Genomic DNA, 23,432 nt, shown 5'->3' on the forward strand with positions numbered 1-23,432 from the left:
AAATAAGTGCCAATAGTAAAAGTTGTTTATTTTCAGGGTTTTACGTTTTAGAGTCGCAACTTGTAATATTTATAATCACATAAAATTAATTATTTTGCTCACTTGTTGGTTATTTATGCCGCTGGCCATAATGACTGATCTCAAAAGGGCTTATTTTAGCTTCCTAGCTCTTTTTGCTTTTCTTGCTCTACTAAATCAGTTTCGGTTGCGTCACTTAGGTTTGGATTAGGCGCATACTTTTGTACCAGCATGATAAGCCCTAATACAGGGAAACCGATTAAGCTGGCGGCAATAAAGAAACTGACGTAATTATAAGCATCGATATAGGCGCCAGAGAAACCGGCAACAAATTTAGGAAACAACAACATAATTGACGATAGCAACGCGTATTGAGTAGCACTGTAACCACTGCTGGTTAAGCTCGATAAATAGGCAATAAATGCGGCGGTGGCAATACCTGCACTAAAATTATCGACTGAAATTGCAAAGGTTAAAAAAGGCACGTTGTAGCCAATCATGGCTTGATAGGCGAATAATAAGTTGGTTACCGCGACAAGCAGTGCACCTAAAAATAGGATCTTCATTGTACCGTAGCGAGCAATGAGTAAGCCGCCTGCACCGGCACCTACTAAGGTCATTATTAGGCCATATATTTTACTCAATGTGGCAATTTCTTTTTTTGAAAAGCCCATATCAACGTAAAACACATTAGCCATAATGCCCATCACAATATCGGAAATTCGGTAGCAAGAGATAAGTAATAAAATCAAAATCGCACTGCGGCCATAGCGTTTAAAGAAGTCGATAAACGGCAGTACGCTAGCGGTATAAAGCCAAGATAAGCTGGCTGCAATTATTTTAGATAATCTAGCGGGCGCGACTTTGTTTAGGCGGTTGCTCAGACTTGATTTAAGTTCAACTTCTTTTGCATCAACGTCTTTGCTTGTAGTAACTGGCTCGTTACTAAACAGAGTCGTGAGTATGCCAATCGACATCAATCCAGCCATCACGATATAAGCTGTTTGCCAGGATACTAAGCTGTAAGCATCACCATCTGGCTTTATCCAAGCAGCAATGGTCAATGAGCCCGCTGTTGCGATAATCATGGCACTGCGATAGCCAACTTGGTAAGCCGCGGCAAGTGCTGCCTGCATTTTTGCAGGGGCGGACTCAATACGAAAGGCGTCAATAACGATGTCTTGTGTTGCAGACGCTATGGCGACCATTAGAGCAAAAAGCGCCATGCGCTTTATATCCACTAACGGATCGCTTTGGCTCATGCCTAGTATGGCAACCACCAACAGTAACTGAGCGAACATCATCCAGCCCCGCCTGCGACCAAGTAGGTGAGTAAATATAGGCAAAGACATTCTATCAACCAGTGGCGACCACGCCCATTTGAACCCGTAGGCTAGGGCTATCCAGCTAAAGTAACCAATTGCTGTGCGGTCGACACCCGCTTCTCTAAGCCAGAACGATAGGGTTGAAAACACCAACATTAACGGCAGACCAGCCGAGAATCCGAGTAATAGCATAACCAGAACGCGTTTATGGCAATAGATTGATGCAGCGTCTTTAAAACGCGAAAAGAAAGAATGCACGGAGGCGAACCACCTAAGGTAGAGAAATAACAATGAGTTCAACTAGCTTACGTAGGACGGTGCCCGGGTTCAAGGGCACAATAATGTTTTTTACTTCACGATAGTGATTACTGCCGGAGGGGTTAATACCTGCACGAGATTTACCTCATTTAAAGACAATAAAAAACCCAAACCAATTAATGGTTTGGGTTTTACTTACTTTTTGATGTGATATTACAGCTTTGGATTCAAGGTCTGATCCCAATACAGCCTTGAGGTACTTGACCACCGATACTCAGGTAGTCACAACAATCGTCTATTTGCTTGCGCAAAAACTGATTTCCTCTAATTGCCCAGCAGGGCCATCTATCAAAGGCATGTAATAAGTGCCAAAACACACGTTCCATGTCTGACTGCGCATCACCCTGATGATTGTACATTTGCCACTCTTCGAGGGTGTCCCATAGATATAACTGGATTTCATTGAAGTCGAGTTGATTGCTCAAAAATGCTTTTCCATAGAAAGCCAGCTGGGGCGCTTTATCATCAACGAAGTCATTTACCGTCATTGAACCGCCTCCTTATTTGCAGAATAAGTATAGGCACATAATGGCAGTTGTTGCTCGATTTTTTTTCGATTGGCTACATTTTTTTTACAACTGGGAAGTTTGCTGAAGTGAGTATTAAGTGATTGTTAAATGAAGCTTAAATTAGCTTTGCTTTAAGCTTCATTATAACAGATATAAAATTTGTCTGGCTTAATTGCGTGGTAATAAAGTGGCCTTTTTTAGCACTATGTCGGTAACTGGGAAATCTGGCCATTCAATAGTGGTGTTAAACTCAGTTGGCACTGCAGACATGGCTTGTAGCACTTCCATACCTGAGGTTACTTCACCAAAGACCGCATAGCCCCAGCGACGAGAGGAGGGATCGAGCTTCTCGTTGTCTACCAGGTTGAAATAAAACTGGCTGGTGGCTGTATGCGGCTCTGCTTCACGTGCCATTGCTATGGTACCTGTGAGGTTTGATAAACCATTACCCGATTCATTGACAATCGGCTGGTCGGTAGGACGCTCTTGTTTATCTAACTCTAACCCACCACCTTGCACGACAAAGTCACTAATAACCCGGTGAAATAACGTATTGTCATAGTGACCTTTAACCACATAAGTTAAAAAGTTATCAACGGTTATTGGCGCGCGAGTTCTATCAAGTTCAACCACGATTTTTCCCATGCTAGTATCTAATTCAACTTGAGGGTAAAGCGTATTTGGTTGGATATCGACGGCATGGCTGAGCTGACTGACAAGTAATAGGCTTAATGGCGCCAGCGCTTTTAAAATCCAAGATTTCATTCTATTCCCTTATGTTTACGTAAGCGGTCTGGTTATTGTTGAATGAACTGGTTTAACTCAGGGTCATTAATAATGTCACGAGTTAACTCGCCAATGAGTTTGTTCATTTCAAGTTCAAGGGTAGCGAAGTCTGCACCGAAAGGACCTTTTAATAGACCTTTGGCGCGGTAGCGTTTGGTTAGCTCTTGATTGGCATTTTTGGCAATTACATTGATGATAACTTGGCTATTGGCCTCAAATCCAAAAGTGCTTTCCTTTACATCGGTAAGTAGCTGCTCTAGCTGGATCTGCATATGGTTTACAGAGCTTGGGTCAATTCGATAACCGGCTTGAGCAAAACCTTCTCTAAATACCTGATCCACTTGCACTCGCGGCGCTTCAGTAGGGCTAACTAAGCGTGCAGCATTATCGCCATCATTGAAGCGAACAATAAAATTGGCTGAGCGGGTATCTATGGTCTCTAACGCGACAGGGATCGAGGTTTCTGTTTGCACTGTAATAGCCGGAACTTCAGGATTTAATGCAATATGAGATGGACCTTGGCTAGCGCAGCCAACCATAGTTAATGCGGTGGTCAGTATTAAAAGTAAAGATTTCATTATTATCGTAAATTAGCAAAAAAATGATGACATCAGCATACCAGAATAACGTTGGTATTCCAGCGCTACGCGGCTCTTTTTATTGTTGCTTATCGATAGCTAATATTGGTGGTGGCTTAACCTTAATAACTTGTTGTAGTATGGCGAAATTGATAGATGTAAGACGTAAGCTTATTCATATATTAGTTGTTTTACCTTTGTTCTATAAGCGCATTTAAAGGAGTTAATATGCGAATACTTTCTGTGCTGATTGCCTGGTTATTAAGTTGTAATGCATTGGCTGCTCAAGGCGAGCATATTATGGGCGTCAATGTAGGTTACGGCTCTCAAGATTTTGAGGGGGTTTCAAGCGATAGCTCAACTAGCGGTGATAATGTTATGTATGATATTTATTATCGTTATATGTGGCAGGAAAACCTTGGTGTTGAAGCGGGTTATTTTTCAGGAAGTGGCGGCATTATGAGCGCGTTTGTTGGGATCATAACTAAAGTGAATAGCATTGAATATAAGGGCTTTAGAACTGCTTTATATGGCGAGTATATGCTTTCTAGAAGCAATCGCCTTTACGCTAAATTGGGGGCTAGTGCGAATGAACTTAGCTACGATTTAGAAGGTCGCAATGATGGTGTTACGTCTATCAGTGACAAAGATGTGGATCTATTCAGCGCTGTAGGTTGGGGGATTCGATTTAACTCCGATTTAGGCATGAACATTGAATATCAATATATTCCAATTCAAGAGTTGACGGTACAAAATTTGAGTATTGGTATTAGCTACCGTTTTTAAGTATTACTGACCGAATAGCGCTATTTTTATGTTTGACCTTGCTTCCTAACTGCCAAATAACACCTTTATATGGATAGTCGCTACAGTTCGCCAAGTTAAGGCGGCTTAGGCGTGACTTAATTTGAGCTTAAGGCCAATTGAGTAGGCTAAGACGCATAATGGTGATTATAGAGTGTAGCGATGAAAATGAAATTGACGGTTGCCGTCATAGCGGCTGTAGTCTGCCTACCAGCTCAAGCTGAGCATGTTATAGGTGGCGCTGCTGGTATTGGTCTGCAAGACTTTGAGTCTGTTAATGGTGAAGAACTCGGTGTAAGTGATGGCATTAATACCGAATTATTTTATCGCTATATGTTATCTGAATACTTTGGTATTGAAGCTGCGACTTATACAGGAACCGGCGGAGTATTGAGCACATTAGGCGGTGTGTTATTTGATGTTAAAGACATGCGTTATACCGGTGTAAGAGGTTCGGTATATGGGCAAATGCATGTATCAGAATCTAACAAGCTATTTGCTAAAGTCGGTGTCAGTCAGTCACATTTAAAATATAAGCTAACTAATATATGGAACCAGCAACCTTCTCGAGATGTTTCTAGTCATGGCTCAGATTTATTTGTTGCCTTAGGGTGGGGGATGGACTTTAAGTCTGGGCTTGGCGTGACAGCTGAGTATCAATATTTACCCATTCAAGAAATGACGGTTAATAATTTTTCGGTAGGTGTTAATTACCGCTTTTGAGTGGTGTGCTCTTAAAGTTGTAGTGGCATAGGCATCGCTGCCAATTTACATGTGAGCAACAAAATTGTGTTCTACCGCTTTTAACCTGCTTCCGTTCCAGTTAGAGTAAAAGGTCAAATAAGCTTCAGAGACCTAAGACTTATGCTAGCGAATGCTGCTCATTGGGCGCCAAAAACACTCACAAGTTCTGCAGCGCCACTGCGATTAATTGATGATGTGGGCCAGCCGGTGTTTGGCCACTTCGATGGACCAGTATCTGAGCTTGGTATCGAACACTTCAACTACTTCAACGAGATGGATAAACCAGCATCTAGCTGGGCGAAGTATTTTGACTATAAACAGTTCCAGTTTGTCAGTATTACCACTCCCCATTACGTGATTGGCGTTGCCTTAGCGGATATTCGCTATGTTGGTAGTGCTTTTTGCTATCTGTATGACATTAAAACTAACCAGCTTATTGAAAGTAATTGGCTTAAACCTTTAGGTTTGGGTTATCAAATGTCAGATTCTCCCATGCAAGGCAATGCGAATATCAAAGGTGCAAAAGGCTCTATTGAGTTTGAGATTGAGCAGGGACGTTGGCACTTAAGGTTGAAAACATTAGGTATAGAGGCGGATTTAACGCTACAGCCTGATGTGTTGAGTTTACCTATGGCAATGTGTAACCCTACTGGTTATAGCGGCTGGACATACACCCAGAAACATAATGCCTTGAAGGTTACTGGTCGCTTAGTGATTCATCATGAGCCGCAGCCTTTGCAGCGAGCCATAGCGGGTTATGACTTCAGCGCGGGTTATATGCGCCGAGAAACCAGCTGGCGTTGGGCAAGTATTAACAGCCTAACTGAGTGCGGAAGCTTAGGGCTTAATTTAGCGGCAGGAGTCAATGAAACCGGCTGTAATGAGAATGTGTTTTGGATTGATGGTGAGCGACACTTGCTGGGGCCTGTACATTTTAAATTTCAGCGGCAAAGCACTCGTAAAACTGACAACATGGGGTTATGGCAGATCTATACCGATAATGGTCAGTTAGCGCTAAGTTTTAAGCCTAAAAACTGTCGCCAAGAGAAGCTTAACTTAGGCTTGTTAAAGAGTAATTTTAGGCAGTATATCGGCTATTTCGACGGTTACATTATTGATAACTTCGGTCAAAAGCATCTGTTGAATAATGTATTGGGGCTAACTGAGGATCACTTTGCTCGCTGGTAACTTCGCTACCAAGTAATTGAAAGTCGCGAGGTCGATAATAGCCTCGCGATGATAACTTCAGTCAGTTGCTAAGCTGTAATTGCAAATGGTTACTACTCGGAAATAGCATGGAACAAGGATAATAAAAGATGGATTTTAATTCACTGATTGCTCATCCAGAGGTGCTGCTACTTGTGTTAGCACCCGTATTTTTTATTTGTATTTTGCTTGAATGGTATGTGGGTGATAGGCAAAACAAGCTGCCTGTTAACGCCCGCTATCACCTGCCTGAGGTGCTGTGTAATTTTGGCTTGGCAGCCATGCATCAGTTAACCGATATCCTCACTGGTTTATTAATTGCAAAACTGTATTTGATGTTTTTTGGTTGGCGTTTATTTGATATCGAAATGAATGTCGGAAGCTTTATTGCGCTAATGGTTGCACAAGATTTTTGTTATTACTGGTTTCATCGAGCCAGCCATCGTATACGCTGGATGTGGGCAGCGCACGTTGCACATCATAGCTCTGAGAATATGAACTTTAGTACTGCATTTCGTCAAAGCTTAATGTATCCCTTAGCTGGTATGTGGCTATTCTGGTTACCTTTAGTGATTGTCGGGTTTGACCCTAATTGGGTGGTTTTTGTGGTGCTGCTGAATTTAGGCTTGCAGTTTTTTGTGCACACTCAAGCGGTCAAATCGTTGGGAATGCTAGAGTGGGTTATTAATACACCGTCACACCATAGGGTGCATCATGGACGTAATCCACAGTACATAGATAAAAACTATGCCGGCATTTTAATTATTTGGGATCGCCTATTTGGCACCTTTGAAAAAGAAGTTGAAACTGTCCAGTATGGCATTACTAAGCCGATTAATAGCTTTAACCCGCTGGTGGTCACGTTTACTGAGTGGCGTGATATGTTGGCAGAATGCTTTGCAGCTAATCGGACCTTATCCCAGCGTTTAAGTGCGTTGTTTGCTCCGCCAAAAACTCAAAAACCAGAGATCCCGTCACAAGTTGAGTTAACTCACACTCAGGTAATAAAAGATAAATCTTAAGTTATCGGCGAATGGGCGTGACAAAAGTGGATAGGTTTTCTGGTTTAGTGGTCAGCTATCTATCGCTATTTAATTACCGTAGGATTCACGCTGAACAATCGCGCTAACGCAAGGAATGGATGTGCAACAAGTATATTATGGACAAGGTTTTAAGATTTGTTGTCGGCAGCGCACGGTTTATTTTGCTGAACATATTGTAGAAGTTCGCCCTAAAACCTTGGCCTTAATTATCCACCTAATTGAGTCCGATACGGAGATTTGTCCTAAAGCAGAGTTACTGGAAACGATTTGGGATGACGTGCAGTGCGATGAGCAAGTGTTATTTCAAACCATTAGTGAGATCAGGCGAATTTTTTCGCCGCATAAAGTGGTTCAGACCTTTCCTAGGAAAGGTTATAGCTGGTGTGCGCCAGTATCGAAACAAGATCCTAGTATAGAGGCTACAACTGTAGACCCTGAAGTATGTACAGATAAACTCAAGCCCAGATCTCACAAGGTCGGTTTTTGGGTATCTTCAGTTTCCTTAGTGTTAATCATTGCTGGCTTACTTGCCATTTTTTCGTTCAACCGTTCGGCCTCCGTCATAGATGAAGGAACGGTTATTATTTTACCCGTGAATAATAATGTGATTGGCCGCGATCATGCTTGGGTGCCTTTAGGTGCCATGGATCAGCTTATTGGTAATTTAAATCATCGTGGCAGGGTCATGAGTACAGAGTATGTCTTGCCCTTGATAACCAAGTTACCTGCTAATTCAGCTAAGGCGTTAGCAGATGTTGATTACATCTTTAAACGAACTGGTGCGAGTTTAGTGGTAGAAACTGAGCTTAATGGTCATGTTCGAGACTACCAATTGGCTTATCGTCTTTATGCTAAACAGGGCGATAGTGCTGGAGTGGTTTTTAGCACCACAGTTGATGATGCTTTGTTGCAGCTAGCAGAAATTATCAATCAGCACATTGGAGATAAGGCGGTAAACATTAAGACAGATTTTCAAAGCGAGCTAAAAAATGAATTGGTATATCAGGCGATAGATTTATATAAACAGAGCAAGTTTGTTGCAGCGATCCAGATGCTCGAAAGCACATTAGCGTTGGAGCCTGAAAATCATAGAGTACGCTTATTGTTGGCTCAATGGCTTATTCAAACTGGTGAGACGAATGTTGGCAGGGTTCAATTACGGCATACGATTGATAATAATACCCCCGATTTATCAATAGCGTATTTAGGACGGTACTACTATTGGTTAGCCATGAGTTTTGTTGCAGATGATGGGGCCGATAGCCTTAAGGCAATTGTTGGTTCAATTGAGTACAGCGAGCAAGAGAATGACTTTTTATATTTAGGTTACGCCTATCAGCTAAAAGCTCAGTTATATAATGACCAAGGGCAACTGACTTTAGCCGAAGAATCATTGCTAAAAGCGCTGAGCTATCATCAAATGATTTACTGCCCTATGGGAGTCAGTACCGTCAAACTGTTGTTAGCCCAGCTTTACTTGCAACAAGGGCGAGAACAGCTTTCATCAACCTATTTAGACGCTGCTGAGTTACAGATCCGTTTGCATGAGCTGCCACTAGCTGTAGCTGTTGATAAATAAGGTATTTTATAAAATTTTAGAAAGTTTTGGTGGCGGTAAGGATGACGAGAGTCAACAGTGAGTAATCACTTCTCAACTTAATAATTTTATGTTTCGTTCATGGTTTAACTTTCGCGCTCTAATTAGTCTCATTATTCTTGCTAGCATCATTATCATGCTAGGTTCTTCGATATTTATGTTTGTTAAAAGCCATTACGCTCCCGTGGCCACTTTGCATACTATGGTGGGTTTTTGCTTATTATTTGCGGCGCTATGGCATCTGAAAAATAACTTTAGCCCGTTAAAAGGTTACTTAAGGCTACGGTTCTGGGGTAAACAATCCCGTTATAAACTGACATTGCCTTTAGCGTTTTTATCAGTTGGCTTACTTGCTGGGTTATCTTGGTTTGGTATAGCCCCCGTGCAACAGTTTTATCAATGGGGTATGACCTTAAGATCGAGTGATTTAGGTTTTGAAAACCAAGAAGTACGCTATCTATTAGTTGATAAAGCGCTTCGAGAACCATCGGCGCAGCAATTATCAGTTGAGTTTAAAGCCGGCCCCGCCTTTCATTGGCCGCAATATGCTATTTGGTTAGAAACATTGGATGGCGAGTTTGTGCAGCCTGTTTATGTGACGCAAAAACTGGCTGAAAATAACTTTGCTAATCGGGTGTCGACGCGAGATAAAGATACCGTGTTTACCGATAATCCTTTTGAACGCCCAGGCTTTACCATGAAGCAAGCATTTGAGCTAGTGGTAGAGCCAGAGACTCGTTCAGATAGATTCCGCTCAGAGTCTTTGCCGGTGTTTTTACATCAGCTTGCGGGCAAAGATAATCAAGCTGCTAACTCACCAAATATAAGTAGCAAGATAAGTCGCTTAGTTGACGGCTATTCGGGTCCGACAATGATGAATAACTTTATTTATAAATCGGGTATTGAGCAAAAGCTGAGTGGCGCCTATAAGCTGCGGCTTGAAGTTAATCAGTCGTTTGATTTTAACCAGTATTACTCTAGCGATCGCTTTCCTGAAGATGCTATTTACTCTGGTAGCGGCTACTCAGCGCAGCCCTCAGTAATTTATGAAGCTGAAATTAACTTTGATAAGCCAAACAAGCTGTTTGTTATGGAACTTATTGGTCGCGGTCATCACTCAGGTCAAGATGGCAAGGTGCATGTAGATCTATCGGGGATGACATCTGCGCTGCAGCTTGTAGATCGTGTCTTGGTCGAGGTTAACACTAGCAGTTAAGGTGACTTTGGCTGGTTCATAGTTAATAAAAAGGTGAGCATAACGCTCACCTTTTTATTTAAAACGGCTAACGAATAAGATTATGACTTAGGCGCACCATAAAGCGCGCTTTGAGGGTGTGGCTCATCACTTGTTTGGGCTGCAAGCTCTGCTTCGGTATCAAAAGCATCAATATCTTGTGCCTTTTTACTGATTTTCTGCGCCTGCAGAATAACGAACTTACCGTTAGAAGCGACCGTGGTACAGTTTTTAAAAATGCGCTGCAGCTTTACGTGGTAAGCCAAATGCCGATTACCAACAACATGCAAAATGCCGCCGTTTTTCAAACGTCTAAAGGCATCTAAAAACATCTGCCAAGCAATATGGTCTGTAATCGCTTCACCTTGATGAAAGGGAGGGTTACACAACACAAGATCTGGACGGAAGCCTTCGCTCATATTGGTTAAACAGTCATCCCAGCCAAACGTCGCCTGTTCACCAACAAGTGCTGCATTATCTAACTTATTAAGTGCCCAGTTCTCTCTTGCAGAAGCAACGGCCATTTCAGAGTCATCAATAAAGTGAATATAAGCCTCTGGGAACACTTGCTTAGCATGTAAGCCTAAAATGCCATTGCCACAACCTAGGTCGACGATTGATTTAAAGTCACCTTTTGGCATGTTATCGAGCATGATACGCGCACCAATATCAAGTTTATTGGCGGCAAATACGTTACTCAGATTACTAATCTGTAGCTTAAATTCTGGCACTGACCAAGTGGTGGCTTTTGGTAAGGTGCGGGCTTTGCCATCACTTACACAAGTAATAACTCGGGTTTTCTTCCAAGTCAGGCTTGCACTTGCCGGACCTAGGTTTTGATTAATTGTTTCTAACAAAGACTTATTGATCGACTTTGCTTTGGCGCCGATTAGCACTTGGGTGCCTGCTGGCAGTACTTGTGACAATCTACTTAGCTGGTGGCCAAAGTAATTAAGATTTTTAGGAAGCTTCATTAACACTAACTCAAGCCCTTGTGGTAACTCATCACGGCTGTTAACCCAACTAATGGTGTTAGCAGCTAACTGATTACGCTCAAGATTCTGGTTTGTGCCTAATAAGCTAGTCTTAGCGTCAGTTTCTAACGTTAACGGCCAGCTTGGTTCTATAGATAGTAGTCCGGCCGTCAATGCGCCGAAGCTATCATTGACGATTACGGTATTTAGCGCCGTTTGCTCTGTATCAATAAGGTGTTTTATAAGGTGCTCATCGGCAGCGTCCCACGCCTGCAGATTAGATTCTTGTCTGCTAGGGTAACGGAAAAGCTCGAGTTCAATACCCGATACAGAAAATTGTGTAGTCATATGCCAATAAGTACCAAATAAATTAGGGCGCATATTATCGCAGATTTATGATCACAGGTATATGATGTCAATGACGGACTTTTCGACTCTGTGAACTAATAGTAAATTGAGGATGAAATGAAACAAGCAGATCTCGGTTTTGGTCAAGAAGAGCCCACAGGGGGAAATCAACTTAGCCCGCCGTGGACGTTGATAAAAGGCTACCTTAATCCGGCTCAGCAGCAGGCTTTATTAATTGAGTCGGCTGATTATCCATTAACTCGCCCCGAAGTGACGGTATTTGGTAAAAGCCATCCTATTCCCCGAAGCCAAGTATGGTTTGCTGATAAAGGCTGCGACTATGTTTATTCTGGTTTATTTATTGAGGCCTTACCTTGGCCTCGTTATGCGCAAAAGCTCAGAATCAAACTAGAGCGTGAGTTTTCGCTACTCAGTAATGGCGTTTTAGTTAATCGCTACGCCAATGGACAGGAGTCTATGGGCTGGCACAGTGATAATGAAAAAGAGATTGAGCCTAACAGTGATATTGCTTCAGTGACGCTTGGGGCGAGTCGAGAGTTTTTTATCCGGCACAAGCAAACAAAACAAAAAGTCAGTCTCATGCTAGACAGCGGAGACTTGTTGATCATGCATTGGCCGATGCAACAAGATTGGGAGCACTCGCTACCGAAACGGCTCACCGTGAGTCAACCTAGGCTAAATTATACTTTTAGGCGCTTAATCGTTGGTTTTCACCAAGCTGGTTAACTATTGCGGTGATATTTATCGCGTTGACTAAAATCTAACGTTTGATGGTTTGAAGCGCTGAGTTGATCTTTAAAGGTTATCGCAGTAATCTGCCGCAATCGCATTTATGCCTTATTGAGATCATCGTTATGTCAGTAGAAAAGATCATTACCGAAAAACTCACCGCAGCACTTTCACCATCACATTTAGAAGTGATTAACGAAAGCCACAATCATCACGTACCGCCAAACTCTGAAACACACTTTAAAGTCATTGTGACGAGTAGTGACTTTGAAGGTAAGCGCTTAATTGGCCGTCATCGTGCGGTAAATGAGGCATTAGCTGAGGAGTTTGCTCAAGGCTTACATGCATTATCAATGCACACTTACACGCCTGAAGAGTGGGCTGCTGAAACAGACGTACCAGCTTCACCTAAATGCAAAGGTTAAATGTGTAAACACATTTAGGACAAGACGGTTAGGTAATCTAAAGCCATGGCAATTTGCTGTGGCTTTTTTGTATGTGGATTTTGAGCTTAAGCAAATACCCCTGTCATCTTGCTGGAACAATATGTAGTTGTAATAGGTTTAACTTTGGCGATGGCTACTCGCTTTATATCTACCCATGTTTGGCTGCTGTTTAAGCGTAAATGTTATCAAACCGATTCTCATGAAAAAACTTTGTGATAGTTATTGTTGACTACAGCTCTAGGCTGGGTAAGTATCATTTGCGATAAAAATAGCCTTATTGTCACCGAGGCAATATCGCAAATAACAATAGGTTCACGGGCTAGACGCTTTGTGAGTGTATATAACTTAGGTGAATTTGGAGAAATACCATGCCGTTATTAGATAGTTTTACCGTTGACCATACTCGCATGAATGCGCCAGCAGTACGTGTTGCAAAATCGATGGCGACACCTAAGGGCGACACTATCACTGTGTTTGATCTACGTTTTTGTGTGCCAAATAAAGATATTTTGAGTGAGCGCGGCATACACACGTTAGAACACCTTTTTGCTGGTTTTATGCGTGATCACTTAAATGGTGGTGATATTGAAATTATCGATATTTCACCAATGGGCTGCCGCACCGGATTTTATATGAGCTTAATCGGCACTCCTAGCGAATCTGTTGTTGCTGACTCATGGTTAGCGGCTATGCAAGATGTACTAAAGGTTGCTGAGCAATCAGAGATCCCGGAGCTGAATGAATACCAGTGTGGAACGTATGAGATGCATTCACTCGATCAAGCGAAAGAGATTGCCCGCAATATTATTGCAGCAGGCATCAACGTTAACCGCAATGATGACCTCAGCCTAAGTGATGAAATTTTAAAAGGTCTCTGATGAGATAAGTCTTTAGGGGATGTCTAAAATATACAAAAAAGCAGCTTAGGCTGCTTTTTTTGCTTTCAGTGGCTAATTGTTCAGATAAACCTCGCATGCGGCCAACGAATATCATTGTTTATCACAATATTCATCGGCATTAGAATTAGCACTGTGCTTCATCGTTTGCGCCTGCGGCAGACTGTGTTCGCCTTTCAAATTCTAACTCTTGGGCAAAGGCCAGAATCTTCATATTGTTAACAAAAGGCACTCCATTATTCGCTTATTTAGCTTTTTTGCATGCTTTTCTATGGCTAATGCCAGGTATTGGCTATGGCGATATGTGAGCACCTTTGAATGCTTGAAATGGAGTTTGCGGTGGGTTTTATTTGCCTTTTTTGAATTGTGACTCAGCTCTCGCTAGATTATTTAAGCAGCATTCGGACTAAAGTGTAAATTTTATTATTAACAATAACTATAACAGTGTTATGAAAGCGTAAAAGTTAATTAACCTCTTTAAATGTATAGGGAATGTGGCTTGTAGCTATATTAATTGATTCTTAATATCTTCGCGAATTTAAGATGTTTGTTACTAAAACGCTCCCAAGCATTTAAAACAGAGACAATTTTCGTGGCGAGCTCGTGATATTTGGGGTAAAATGCGCGCGACCAGCGTGATTTTGATCGCACTTTGGCGATAAATTAGCGCTAGCTCAACACGAATTAGAGGTTTGTTTAAAACTTGTGTGTTTAGCAGGAACGCGGCGCATTGTCTTTCCTTCATAACGTAGTGCTTGTGGATATGATTACAATAAAGAAAGGATTGGATCTGCCTATTGCAGGTGGGCCAGAGCAAGTTATCCATGATGGTAATACCATCAAACATGTAGCTATTTTGGGTGAAGAGTATATTGGCTTACGTCCTACCATGAAAATTAAGGTAGGGGATAAAGTTAAAAAAGGTCAGATTCTTTTTGAAGATAAGAAGAACCTAGGCGTGATATACACAGCTTCAGCCAGTGGCACAATTTCCGAAGTTAACCGGGGCGCTCAGCGTGTTCTGCAGTCTGTTGTTATAGAAGTGGAAGGAGATGAAAGCATCTCTTTTGCTAAATATGACGCCACTGCTATCGACACGATTGAGACACAGCAAGTACGTGACAACCTGATTCAGTCAGGCTTGTGGACTGCTTTGCGTACGCGTCCTTTCAGTAAAGTACCTAGTGTAGATTCAACAGCAGCAGGTATTTTCGTCACCGCTATCGATACTCAACCATTGGCAGCAGATCCTGTTGTCGTGATTGCAGAGCATAAAGCTGATTTTGAAAATGGTTTAAAACTACTTTCAAAGTTAACTGAAGGTAAGGTTTACCTTTGTAAAGCACCAGGCGCTGATATTCCAGGCGCTAATGCTCAGGTTGAAGAGTTTGCCGGGCTGCATCCAGCTGGATTGCCAGGTACGCACATTCATAACCTATTACCAGCTTCTGCAACGAGAACTGTTTGGCACATCAACTACCAAGACGTGATTGCGGTTGGTAAGTTGTTCACAACGGGTGAGCTTTATGCTCAGCGCGTTGTCGCTATTGGTGGCCCTAAAGCTGTTAAGCCTCGCTTAGTGCGTACTCAGGTAGGTGCATCTATGGTGCAATTAGTTGAAGGTGAAACCGCTGAGGGTACAGTTCGCTCTATCTCAGGTTCAGTTTTAAACGGCCGTAATGCGATGGGTCCTCATGCTTACCTTGGTCGTTACCACAACCAAGTGAGCTTGCTAGAAGAAGGCACAGAGAAAGAACTATTCGGTTGGGCAATGCCTGGTGCTGATAAGTTCTCTATTACTCGTGCATTCCTTGGGCACCTTTCATCTTCTCGTTTGTTCAACATGACAACGAGCACAGGTGGTAGTGACCGTGCAATGGTGCCAATTGGTAACTATGAGCGCGTAATGCCGCTAGATATTTTGCCAACTATGCTACTTCGTGATCTGGTTTCAGGTGACTACGATGGCGCTGCTACATTGGGTGCATTGGAGTTAGACGAAGAAGATTTGGCACTGTGTACTTTCGTATGTCCTGGTAAATATGACTATGCGTCATATCTACGTGACTGCTTAGATACGATTGTGAGGGAAGGCTAATGGGCTTAAAACAGTTTTTCGAAAATATTGAACCGCAGTTTGAAAAAGGCGGTAAATATGAGAAGTTTTATGCACTTTTTGAAGCTGCATATACTGTCTTTTATACGCCAGGTTACGTAAACAAGGGTCGTACCCACGTTCGTGATAATCTGGACCTAAAGCGTATGATGATTACGGTTTGGGCATGTACATTCCCTGCAATGTTTTTGGGTATGTTCAACGTCGGCTTACAAGCACAAGATGCATTAGCGGCAGGTTTTGCAACTCCTGACACTTGGCAGGTTGCAATGTTCGGTATGTTCGGTACTGAATTAACTGCAAATTCGGGGGTTGCCGCATTAATGTGGTATGGCGCCTGTTGGTTCTTACCCATATATGCTGTGACATTCGCTGTCGGTGGTATTTGGGAAGTGCTATTTGCATCAGTACGTGGGCATGAAGTTAATGAAGGTTTCTTTGTTACCTCAATCCTTTTCGCATTAACACTGCCAGCAACAATCCCACTATGGATGGTTGCACTAGGTATTACCTTTGGTGTTGTGGTTGCGAAAGAGATCTTTGGTGGTACAGGCCGTAACTTCTTAAACCCTGCTCTTGCTGGTCGTGCATTCCTATTCTTCGCTTATCCGCTAAATATGTCAGGCGACACCACTTGGGTTGTTGCAGACGGCTTCTCTGGTGCAACTGCACTGAGTCAAGCAGCGCAAGGCACATTAGAATACGGTTTAACGCAAGACTGGTGGAACGCATTCTTCGGTTTCATTCCTGGTTCTGTTGGTGAAGTTTCTACCTTAGCTATCTTAATTGGTGGCGCGGTTATCATCTACACCCGTATCGCTTCATGGCGTATCGTAAGTGGTGTGATGGTCGGTATGATTGCCGTTTCTTACCTACTTAACTTTATCGGTAGCGATACCAATCCAATGTTTGCAATGCCTTGGTACTGGCACCTTGTTTTAGGTGGCTTTGCGTTCGGTATGATGTTTATGGCGACAGACCCTGTTTCAGCGTCTTTCACTAATAATGCAAAATGGGCTTACGGTATTCTTATCGGTGCTATGGCAGTATTCATTCGCGTTATCAACCCTGCGTTCCCAGAAGGCATGATGTTGGCTATCTTATTCGCGAATCTATTTGCTCCATTATTTGACCATTTCGTGGTTCAGTCGAATATCAAGCGGAGGATTGCACGTGGCTAGTAATAAAGATTCTTTCGGTAGAACGCTGTTTGTTGTTGTTGGTTTGTGTTTCATCTGCTCGATGTTCGTTTCGACGGCAGCAGTATTGTTGAAACCAACTCAACAAGAAAACAAGCTTCTTGATAAGCAAAAGTACATTCTAGAAGCGGCAGGTCTTATCAATCCTCGTGAAGGTAAAATTGAAAAGGCGCAAGTACTAGAAACATACAACAAGTATGTTGAAGCTAGACTAGTTGACCTGAAAACAGGTGAGTTTGTTGCAGGCGACGCTGATACTTTTGATACCGAAAAAGCAGCACGTACTCCGGCTACTTCATTTGTGCCTGAAAACGACATTGCATCAGTTAAACGCGTAGCTAATGAAGCTGTAGTTTACCTAGTGCATGATGATAACAAGCAACTACAAACAGTGATTATCCCTGTTAAAGGTTACGGCTTGTGGTCAACAATGTTTGCTTTCTTAGCGGTTGAGCCAGACTTGAACACGATTCGTAGTTTGGTCTACTACAGCTTTACCGGCTCTGGTGAAACACCAGGTCTAGGTGGTGAAGTTCAAAATCCTCAGTGGATCGCTAAGTGGACTGGTAAGAAGCTATATAACGACAAGGGTGAGCTAGCGATTAGCGTCACTAAAAACCCAACTGTAGCTGCTTCGCCATACGGTGTTGATGCATTATCTGGTGCAACGCTTACCGGTAATGGTGTACAAAACTCACTTGAATTTTGGTTAGGTGAAGAAGGTTTTGCACGCTTTATCGAAAAGGCTCGCAATGGAGGGCTTAGCTAATGGCTGATGCTAAAGAACTTAAATCGGTTCTAATTGGACCTATTGTCAGCAACAACCCGATTGCTTTGCAAATCTTGGGTGTATGTAGTGCCTTGGCTGTAACCAGTAAAATGGAAACCGCTTTGGTAATGACTATTGCACTTACTGCTGTATGTGCTTTGTCTAACTTATTCATCTCGCTGATCCGTAACCACATTCCAAGCAGTGTACGTATTATCGTGCAGATGACGATTATTGCGTCGCTGGTAATCGTGGTTGACCAAGTACTGCAAGCTTACGCTTACGATGTTGCTAAGCAGCTGTCTGTATTCGTTGGTTTGATTATTACTAACTGTATCGTAATGGGCCGTGCTGAAGCTTATGCTATGAAGACACCGCCAATGATGAGCTTTATGGACGGTATCGGTAATGGTCTAGGCTACGGTGCAATTTTGTTGTCAGTTGGCTTCGTACGTGAATTATTTGGTAATGGTTCACTATTTGGCATTGAAATCTTAAGCAAGATTTCAGATGGTGGCTGGTATCAGCCTAACGGCCTATTGCTGCTTCCTCCTAGTGCGTTCTTCCTGATCGGTGCATTGATCTGGATTATTCGTGTGATGAAGCCTGAGCAAGTAGAAGCGAAAGGATAAGCATAATGGAACATTATATTAGTCTATTAATCCGTTCTGTTTTCATTGAAAACATGGCGCTATCCTTTTTCCTTGGTATGTGTACTTTCCTTGCGGTATCTAAGAAAGTAAAAACGGCCATGGGTCTAGGTGTTGCAGTTATCGTTGTACTGGCAATTTCAGTACCGGTTAACCAAATCATCTATCAAGGTATTCTTGCTCCAGGCGCATTAGCTTGGGCGGGTGTTCCAGATGCTGACTTGAGCTTCTTGAAGTTCATCACCTTTATTGGTGTGATTGCAGCTTTGGTTCAAATCCTTGAAATGACATTGGATAAATATTTCCCACCACTTTATAACGCGTTGGGGATCTTCTTACCACTTATCACAGTAAACTGCGCAATTTTCGGTGCGGTATCTTTCATGGTTGAGCGTGATTACAACCTAGGTGAAAGTTTAGTGTTTGGTATTGGTTCTGGTATCGGTTGGGCATTAGCACTTGTGCTGCTTGCTGGTATCCGTGAGAAGTTAAAATATGCTGATGTTCCTGATGGGCTTCGCGGTCTAGGTATTACCTTTGTTACCGCTGGTTTGATGGCTCTAGGTTTCATGTCGTTCTCTGGTGTGTCTCTGTAAAGGGGCACCATAACGACGTCTTAATTTGAACCTTTAAGGATAAGTTAATGGGTATTCTAGAATCTACACCAATCGATGTATATCTCGGTGTGAGTATGTTTACCGCAATCGTATTGGTCTTGGTATTAGTGATTTTATTCGCTAAGTCAAAGCTAGTAGCAAGCGGTGACGTCACTATCGGCATCAACGATGATGCAGATAAAGCAATTAAAACTGCAGCGGGTGGCAAACTACTTGGCGCACTAGCAGAAAGCGGTATTTTCGTATCGTCTGCTTGTGGTGGCGGTGGTACTTGTGGTCAGTGTAAAGTCCACGTTAAGTCAGGTGGTGGTGATATTCTGCCAACTGAAATGGACCATATCAGCAAAGGTGAAGCTCGTGGCGGTTGCCGTTTATCTTGTCAGGTAAACGTAAAAACTGACATGGAGATTGAACTAGAAGAAGAGATCTTTGGTGTTAAGAAGTGGGAATGTGAAGTTATCTCTAACGATAGCAAAGCGACCTTCATTAAAGAGCTTAAGCTACAAATTCCTGATGGCGACTCTGTTCCATTCCGTGCGGGTGGTTATATTCAGATTGAAGCGCCAGCGCACCATGTTAAATATGCAGATTACGATATTCCTGCAGAATACCGTGGCGACTGGGAACACTTTGGCTTCTTCAACTTAGAGTCAACTGTTGAAGACGAAACAATCCGTGCATACTCTATGGCGAACTATCCTCTTGAGGAAGGTATCATCATGTTGAACGTACGTATTGCATCGCCGCCTCCACGCGATCTATCTCTGCCTTGTGGTAAGATGTCTTCATACATCTTTAGCCTAAAAGCGGGTGATAAGGTGACTATTTCAGGTCCATTTGGTGAGTTCTTCGCTAAAGAAACTGACGCTGAAATGGTATTTATCGGTGGTGGTGCAGGTATGGCGCCAATGCGTTCACATATCTTCGACCAACTTAAGCGTCTTAACTCTAAGCGTAAGATGAGCTTCTGGTACGGTGCGCGTTCAAGTCGTGAAATGTTCTATGTAGAAGATTTCGATGGCCTAGCGGCAGACAATGACAACTTTAAGTGGCATGTTGCCCTGTCTGATCCACAGCCTGAAGATAACTGGGATGGTTACACCGGCTTTATTCATAACGTATTGTACGAAAACTACTTACGTGACCATGAAGCACCTGAAGACTGTGAGTACTACATGTGTGGCCCACCAATGATGAACGCAGCTGTAATTGGCATGCTTAAAGATCTTGGTGTCGAAGATGAAAACATCCTATTGGATGACTTCGGTGGCTAACCCTTCTCTTATTGGAGATCTAGGTCAATATGTTTAAGACCTTAGTAAATTGGCTGGCCCTTATCGGGTTAGCCTTTTTTATTTCAGCTTGTACTAAACAAGTTGAAGTGATTTCACTGTCTGGCAACACTATGGGCACAACTTATCACATCAAAGTTGTGCCTAATGACAAGTTGCCAGATCCCCAGTTACTGCAAGCAGAGATTGATTTAGCGTTAGAGCAAGTCAACGATCAAATGTCGACATACCGACCGAACTCTGAGTTATCTAAATTTAATCAGTTAACTCGCCAAGATAAGGTTGAAGTATCGGCAGACACTGCCAAGGTAATTGCTGAAGGATTAGCATTATATAAAACCACTGATGGCGCCCTAGATATTACTTTAGGCCCGTTAGTTAACTTATGGGGCTTTGGCCCGGATAAACGCCCAACCCAAATTCCGAGCCAGCAAGAGATTGATGAGGCAAGACAGCGTACAGGTATTGACGCTATCGTGGTTGAAGGTAATAGGATCAGTAAATTGAATCCTGATATCTATGTCGATCTGTCTTCTATTGCAAAAGGCTTCGGTGTTGATAAAATAGCCGCCTTATTGGATAAATATCAACCAATGGGTTATTTGGTTGAGATCGGTGGCGAGATTAGCCTGCGTGGCACCAAAGCTGATGGTTCTCTATGGCGTATTGCGATAGAAAAGCCAGGCAACAGTGGCGATGGTATACAGCAAGTTATTGCACCAAAAAATATGGCGATGGCAACATCGGGTGATTATCGTAACTATTACGAGGAAAACGGTCAGCGTTTTTCACACTTGATTGATCCACGCACTGGTTACCCAATTAACCACAGATTAGCCTCAGTAACGGTGTTGCATGAAGAGTCAATGATTGCAGATGGTTACGCTACCGCTATGATGGTTTTAGGTACTCAAGCGTCACTAGAGCTTGCTAAACGTGAGCATCTAGCGATAATGCTTATTGAAAAGCAAGATGATGGCTTTAAAGTTTTCTATAGTGAAGCTTTCAAACCATTCGTTACTCAGTAGTTGGAGTCGAATATGAGCACATTTATTGCCGCCTTTGTCGTTTTATTAGGTTTCTTTTTCTTAATGTCGATAGGCTATTTAGTCAAACGACAAGCCGTGGCCGGAAGTTGCGGTGGTCTCGGTGCACTGGGTATTGAGAAAGCCTGTGATTGTGATGATCCATGTGATAAGCGCAAGGCGAGAATGGCTGAACAAGAACGCCGTGAAAAACTAGAGCAGAATCGCATTATTTAATACTGCTAAGTTCACGACAATTAAGGCTCCTTATGTAGGGGCCTTTTTTATATCATTTTTAACTAAGGCAGGCGCTTATTACTGCCGAAATATCCACGATAATGGCCTAACGTTACGACGGTCTTTTATCATTATAATCCTCATATCTTGTAATCCCCTAGTTTTGCTGCAGTAATTGCTGGCTTAATTCATGAATTGCTTATTAATAATTGTAGTAGTAATGAGAATGGTTATCTTTATTAAGCTTTTGAAATATAAAGTTTATTTGTAATTGGTTGTTTTTTGTTCTAGGTTGTAAATATTGATATAGATCAATTTAACTAAGGATGAACGGATGAAAGGACAACCTAAGGTCATTAGTCAGCTAAATAAAGTGCTGACCAGCGAGCTTACTGCAATCAATCAGTACTTCTTACATGCACGAATGTACAAGAATTGGGGCTTAGGTGAGCTAAATGAAAAGGCTTACAAAAAGTCGATTCAAGATATGAAGCATGCTGATAAGTTAATTGAGCGGGTGTTGTTCCTCGAAGGCCTGCCAAATCTGCAGCAATTAGACAAAATTCGTATTGGAGAACACAGCCAAGAGATGCTCGAATGTGACAAAGTCATGTTGGAAGAGCAACTTGTTGTGCTACGCGAAGCAATAGCACTTTGTGAGTCCTCTGCAGATTATGTCAGCCGCGATATTTTAGAAGACTTGCTCGAAGATGAAGAAGAGCACCTAGATTGGTTAGAGGCGCAGTTAGAGCTTATTACGCTGACAGGTATTCAAAACTACTTACAATCTAAGATGGACTAACTGGAGGCATTATGAAAGGTAATCAAGAAGTCATCGATACACTCAATAAGCTGCTGACCGGTGAATTATCAGCAATGGATCAGTATTTCGTGCATGGGCTAATGTATGAAGATTGGGGCCTTAATGAGCTGCATGAGCGCATCTCCCATGAAAGTGATGATGAACGTGAACACGCGAAAAAGTTAGTCCAGCGGATCTTATTCCTTGAAGGTACACCTGATGTGGCCAGTCGTGAGCCGCTTAATATTGGTAAAGATACTGAGCAGATGCTTAAGAACGATTTAGCCTATGAGTACCAAGTGGCGGATAATCTTCGAGTGGCGATTGCACTTTGTGAAAGCAAACAAGACTATGAAAGCCGTGAGATCCTTGAGGTTCTACTAGAAGAAACAGAGTCTGACCATATGTACTGGTTAGAGAAACAGCTTGGACTGATTGATAAAATAGGCTTGCAAAATTACTTACAAAGTAAGATGTAGCGAGATACGCTATATCATACTTAATAAAAACAGACGCTTATAGCGTCTTTTTTATGGGTAAAGTCTAGTAACTAACAAGGATTTATGAAGGAGTCATTTTTGGGGGTATCAGCTGTGAGCTAAGGTCAGCTGGTACCAGCGAAAAACATCGCAGAAAGCGCTACCGCTTAAAAATTCTTGTCTATACTTAAATCGTTGAAAGGGAAGTTGCTCAATATAGCTGTACAGCAAGTATTCAGCTAAAGCGGCCTATTATATGTAGGTACTCAGTATATTGAGCTTAGATTCGACACTAACTCTTGCTAATTAGCACCTTATCATTGGTTAGAGATCTTTTAGTTAACTGGCATGAGGAGGAAGCTTATGTTTAGCGTTTTAAAATCAAATACAGCGACCCTAGATCGCGATAGCCAGTTCCAAGTAGACTTTTTGCTTGAATGCATTGAGCGCTATGAAAAGCAACAAGCTAAGCTTGTAAACGTGGGAAAATCCTCAATTGATGTGCCGGCTAATCCTATCACTACGCGCTCGGTGTTATCTCGAGAAGAGCTAGCGATGTTAACCACTCTTTTTTAAATCCTTAACTCAGCAATACTTAGATTAAGTGCTTAGCAGAGCTTTATCGTAAAGTTGTTAGCGTCAGTCTTTCGACTTTATTTCTTATACCCAT

At 42.4% G+C, this 23,432-nt stretch carries 25 protein-coding genes; 20 read left to right on the top strand and 5 right to left on the bottom strand.

Annotation, left to right across the window (positions count from 1 at the left end; translation table 11 throughout):
* Window positions 1–155 precede the first annotated feature (155 nt).
* The 4 genes from L2748_RS15500 to L2748_RS15515 form a co-directional block, all read right to left on the bottom strand.
* Window positions 156–1,535: an AmpG family muropeptide MFS transporter gene (locus L2748_RS15500; protein WP_220780092.1), complete on the bottom strand. Its 1,380-nt coding sequence runs from the start codon at window positions 1,533–1,535 to the stop codon at window positions 156–158.
* 293 nt (window positions 1,536–1,828) lie between these two features.
* Window positions 1,829–2,149 (bottom strand): hypothetical protein, encoded by a 321-nt coding sequence (locus L2748_RS15505; RefSeq protein WP_220780052.1) that lies wholly within the window; start codon window positions 2,147–2,149, stop codon window positions 1,829–1,831.
* 189 nt (window positions 2,150–2,338) lie between these two features.
* A complete protein-coding gene (locus tag L2748_RS15510) occupies window positions 2,339–2,935 on the bottom strand; it encodes a peptidylprolyl isomerase (protein WP_220780051.1) in 597 nt (198 codons plus the stop codon).
* A 32-nt stretch (window positions 2,936–2,967) separates the two neighbouring features.
* A complete protein-coding gene (locus L2748_RS15515; protein ID WP_220780050.1) occupies window positions 2,968–3,534 on the bottom strand; it encodes a YajG family lipoprotein in 567 nt (188 codons plus the stop codon).
* A 228-nt stretch (window positions 3,535–3,762) separates the two neighbouring features.
* Here L2748_RS15515 and L2748_RS15520 point away from each other — a divergent pair, with 228 nt between their 5' ends.
* The 6 genes from L2748_RS15520 to L2748_RS15545 all read left to right on the top strand — a co-directional run bounded on the left by L2748_RS15520 (window position 3,763) and on the right by L2748_RS15545 (window position 10,144).
* On the top strand, window positions 3,763–4,320 hold the full coding sequence (locus L2748_RS15520; protein WP_220780049.1) for a porin family protein: 558 nt from the start codon (window positions 3,763–3,765) through the stop codon (window positions 4,318–4,320).
* Window positions 4,321–4,500: 180 nt separating this feature from the next.
* Window positions 4,501–5,061 carry a porin family protein gene (locus tag L2748_RS15525; RefSeq protein WP_220780048.1) on the top strand — a complete coding sequence of 187 codons (561 nt, stop codon included), beginning with the start codon at window positions 4,501–4,503 and terminating at the stop codon, window positions 5,059–5,061.
* A 141-nt stretch (window positions 5,062–5,202) separates the two neighbouring features.
* Window positions 5,203–6,270: a DUF2804 domain-containing protein gene (locus tag L2748_RS15530; protein ID WP_220780047.1), complete on the top strand. Its 1,068-nt coding sequence runs from the start codon at window positions 5,203–5,205 to the stop codon at window positions 6,268–6,270.
* 128 nt (window positions 6,271–6,398) lie between these two features.
* Window positions 6,399–7,310, top strand: a complete 912-nt coding sequence (locus L2748_RS15535) for a sterol desaturase family protein (protein ID WP_220780046.1) — start codon at window positions 6,399–6,401, stop codon at window positions 7,308–7,310.
* Window positions 7,311–7,431: 121 nt separating this feature from the next.
* Window positions 7,432–8,910 (top strand): tetratricopeptide repeat protein, encoded by a 1,479-nt coding sequence (locus tag L2748_RS15540; protein WP_220780045.1) that lies wholly within the window; start codon window positions 7,432–7,434, stop codon window positions 8,908–8,910.
* Window positions 8,911–9,085: 175 nt separating this feature from the next.
* On the top strand, window positions 9,086–10,144 hold the full coding sequence (locus tag L2748_RS15545) for a hypothetical protein (protein WP_220780044.1): 1,059 nt from the start codon (window positions 9,086–9,088) through the stop codon (window positions 10,142–10,144).
* 80 nt (window positions 10,145–10,224) lie between these two features.
* On the opposite strand, the gene L2748_RS15550 is transcribed toward L2748_RS15545, so the two are convergent.
* Window positions 10,225–11,484, bottom strand: coding sequence for a methyltransferase (locus tag L2748_RS15550; protein WP_220780043.1), 1,260 nt, complete (start codon window positions 11,482–11,484; stop codon window positions 10,225–10,227).
* A 117-nt stretch (window positions 11,485–11,601) separates the two neighbouring features.
* Here L2748_RS15550 and L2748_RS15555 point away from each other — a divergent pair, with 117 nt between their 5' ends.
* The 14 genes from L2748_RS15555 to L2748_RS15620 all read left to right on the top strand — a co-directional run bounded on the left by L2748_RS15555 (window position 11,602) and on the right by L2748_RS15620 (window position 23,338).
* Window positions 11,602–12,231: an alpha-ketoglutarate-dependent dioxygenase AlkB family protein gene (locus L2748_RS15555; protein WP_220780042.1), complete on the top strand. Its 630-nt coding sequence runs from the start codon at window positions 11,602–11,604 to the stop codon at window positions 12,229–12,231.
* 128 nt (window positions 12,232–12,359) lie between these two features.
* On the top strand, window positions 12,360–12,659 hold the full coding sequence (locus L2748_RS15560) for a BolA family protein (RefSeq protein ID WP_220780041.1): 300 nt from the start codon (window positions 12,360–12,362) through the stop codon (window positions 12,657–12,659).
* Window positions 12,660–13,048: 389 nt separating this feature from the next.
* A complete protein-coding gene (luxS, locus tag L2748_RS15565; RefSeq protein ID WP_220780040.1) occupies window positions 13,049–13,558 on the top strand; it encodes an S-ribosylhomocysteine lyase in 510 nt (169 codons plus the stop codon).
* Between the two features lie 781 nt (window positions 13,559–14,339).
* Window positions 14,340–15,674: a Na(+)-translocating NADH-quinone reductase subunit A gene (locus tag L2748_RS15570; RefSeq protein WP_220780039.1), complete on the top strand. Its 1,335-nt coding sequence runs from the start codon at window positions 14,340–14,342 to the stop codon at window positions 15,672–15,674.
* The gene (locus L2748_RS15575) at window positions 15,674–16,873 is read left to right on the top strand and encodes an NADH:ubiquinone reductase (Na(+)-transporting) subunit B (protein WP_220780038.1); all 1,200 of its coding nucleotides are present in this window, start codon (window positions 15,674–15,676) and stop codon (window positions 16,871–16,873) included. The genes L2748_RS15570 and L2748_RS15575 overlap by 1 nt, the downstream gene beginning before the upstream one ends.
* Entirely contained in the window at window positions 16,866–17,660 is a 795-nt protein-coding gene (locus L2748_RS15580; RefSeq protein ID WP_220780037.1) for a Na(+)-translocating NADH-quinone reductase subunit C, read from the top strand. Before L2748_RS15575 ends, L2748_RS15580 begins: the two co-directional genes overlap by 8 nt.
* Complete coding sequence (locus L2748_RS15585) at window positions 17,660–18,292, top strand: NADH:ubiquinone reductase (Na(+)-transporting) subunit D (protein WP_028769180.1); 633 nt, start codon at window positions 17,660–17,662, stop codon at window positions 18,290–18,292. The genes L2748_RS15580 and L2748_RS15585 overlap by 1 nt, the downstream gene beginning before the upstream one ends.
* Before the next feature lie 5 nt (window positions 18,293–18,297).
* Entirely contained in the window at window positions 18,298–18,906 is a 609-nt protein-coding gene (nqrE, locus tag L2748_RS15590; protein ID WP_220780036.1) for an NADH:ubiquinone reductase (Na(+)-transporting) subunit E, read from the top strand.
* Between the two features lie 47 nt (window positions 18,907–18,953).
* Window positions 18,954–20,201 carry an NADH:ubiquinone reductase (Na(+)-transporting) subunit F gene (gene nqrF / locus L2748_RS15595; protein ID WP_220780035.1) on the top strand — a complete coding sequence of 416 codons (1,248 nt, stop codon included), beginning with the start codon at window positions 18,954–18,956 and terminating at the stop codon, window positions 20,199–20,201.
* A 29-nt stretch (window positions 20,202–20,230) separates the two neighbouring features.
* Window positions 20,231–21,247: an FAD:protein FMN transferase gene (locus L2748_RS15600; RefSeq protein WP_220780034.1), complete on the top strand. Its 1,017-nt coding sequence runs from the start codon at window positions 20,231–20,233 to the stop codon at window positions 21,245–21,247.
* Between the two features lie 12 nt (window positions 21,248–21,259).
* Window positions 21,260–21,481: a (Na+)-NQR maturation NqrM gene (nqrM, locus tag L2748_RS15605; protein WP_012156314.1), complete on the top strand. Its 222-nt coding sequence runs from the start codon at window positions 21,260–21,262 to the stop codon at window positions 21,479–21,481.
* A gap of 334 nt (window positions 21,482–21,815) precedes the next feature.
* Window positions 21,816–22,283 (top strand): bacterioferritin, encoded by a 468-nt coding sequence (bfr, locus tag L2748_RS15610; RefSeq protein ID WP_220780033.1) that lies wholly within the window; start codon window positions 21,816–21,818, stop codon window positions 22,281–22,283.
* Between the two features lie 11 nt (window positions 22,284–22,294).
* Complete coding sequence (bfr, locus tag L2748_RS15615; RefSeq protein WP_220780032.1) at window positions 22,295–22,762, top strand: bacterioferritin; 468 nt, start codon at window positions 22,295–22,297, stop codon at window positions 22,760–22,762.
* Between the two features lie 363 nt (window positions 22,763–23,125).
* Window positions 23,126–23,338 carry a hypothetical protein gene (locus L2748_RS15620; RefSeq protein ID WP_220780031.1) on the top strand — a complete coding sequence of 71 codons (213 nt, stop codon included), beginning with the start codon at window positions 23,126–23,128 and terminating at the stop codon, window positions 23,336–23,338.
* Window positions 23,339–23,432: the final 94 nt, after the last annotated feature.

It is taken from the genome of Shewanella sairae, assembly GCF_023283535.1.
GTDB classification, from domain to species: Bacteria; Pseudomonadota; Gammaproteobacteria; order Enterobacterales; family Shewanellaceae; genus Shewanella; species Shewanella sairae.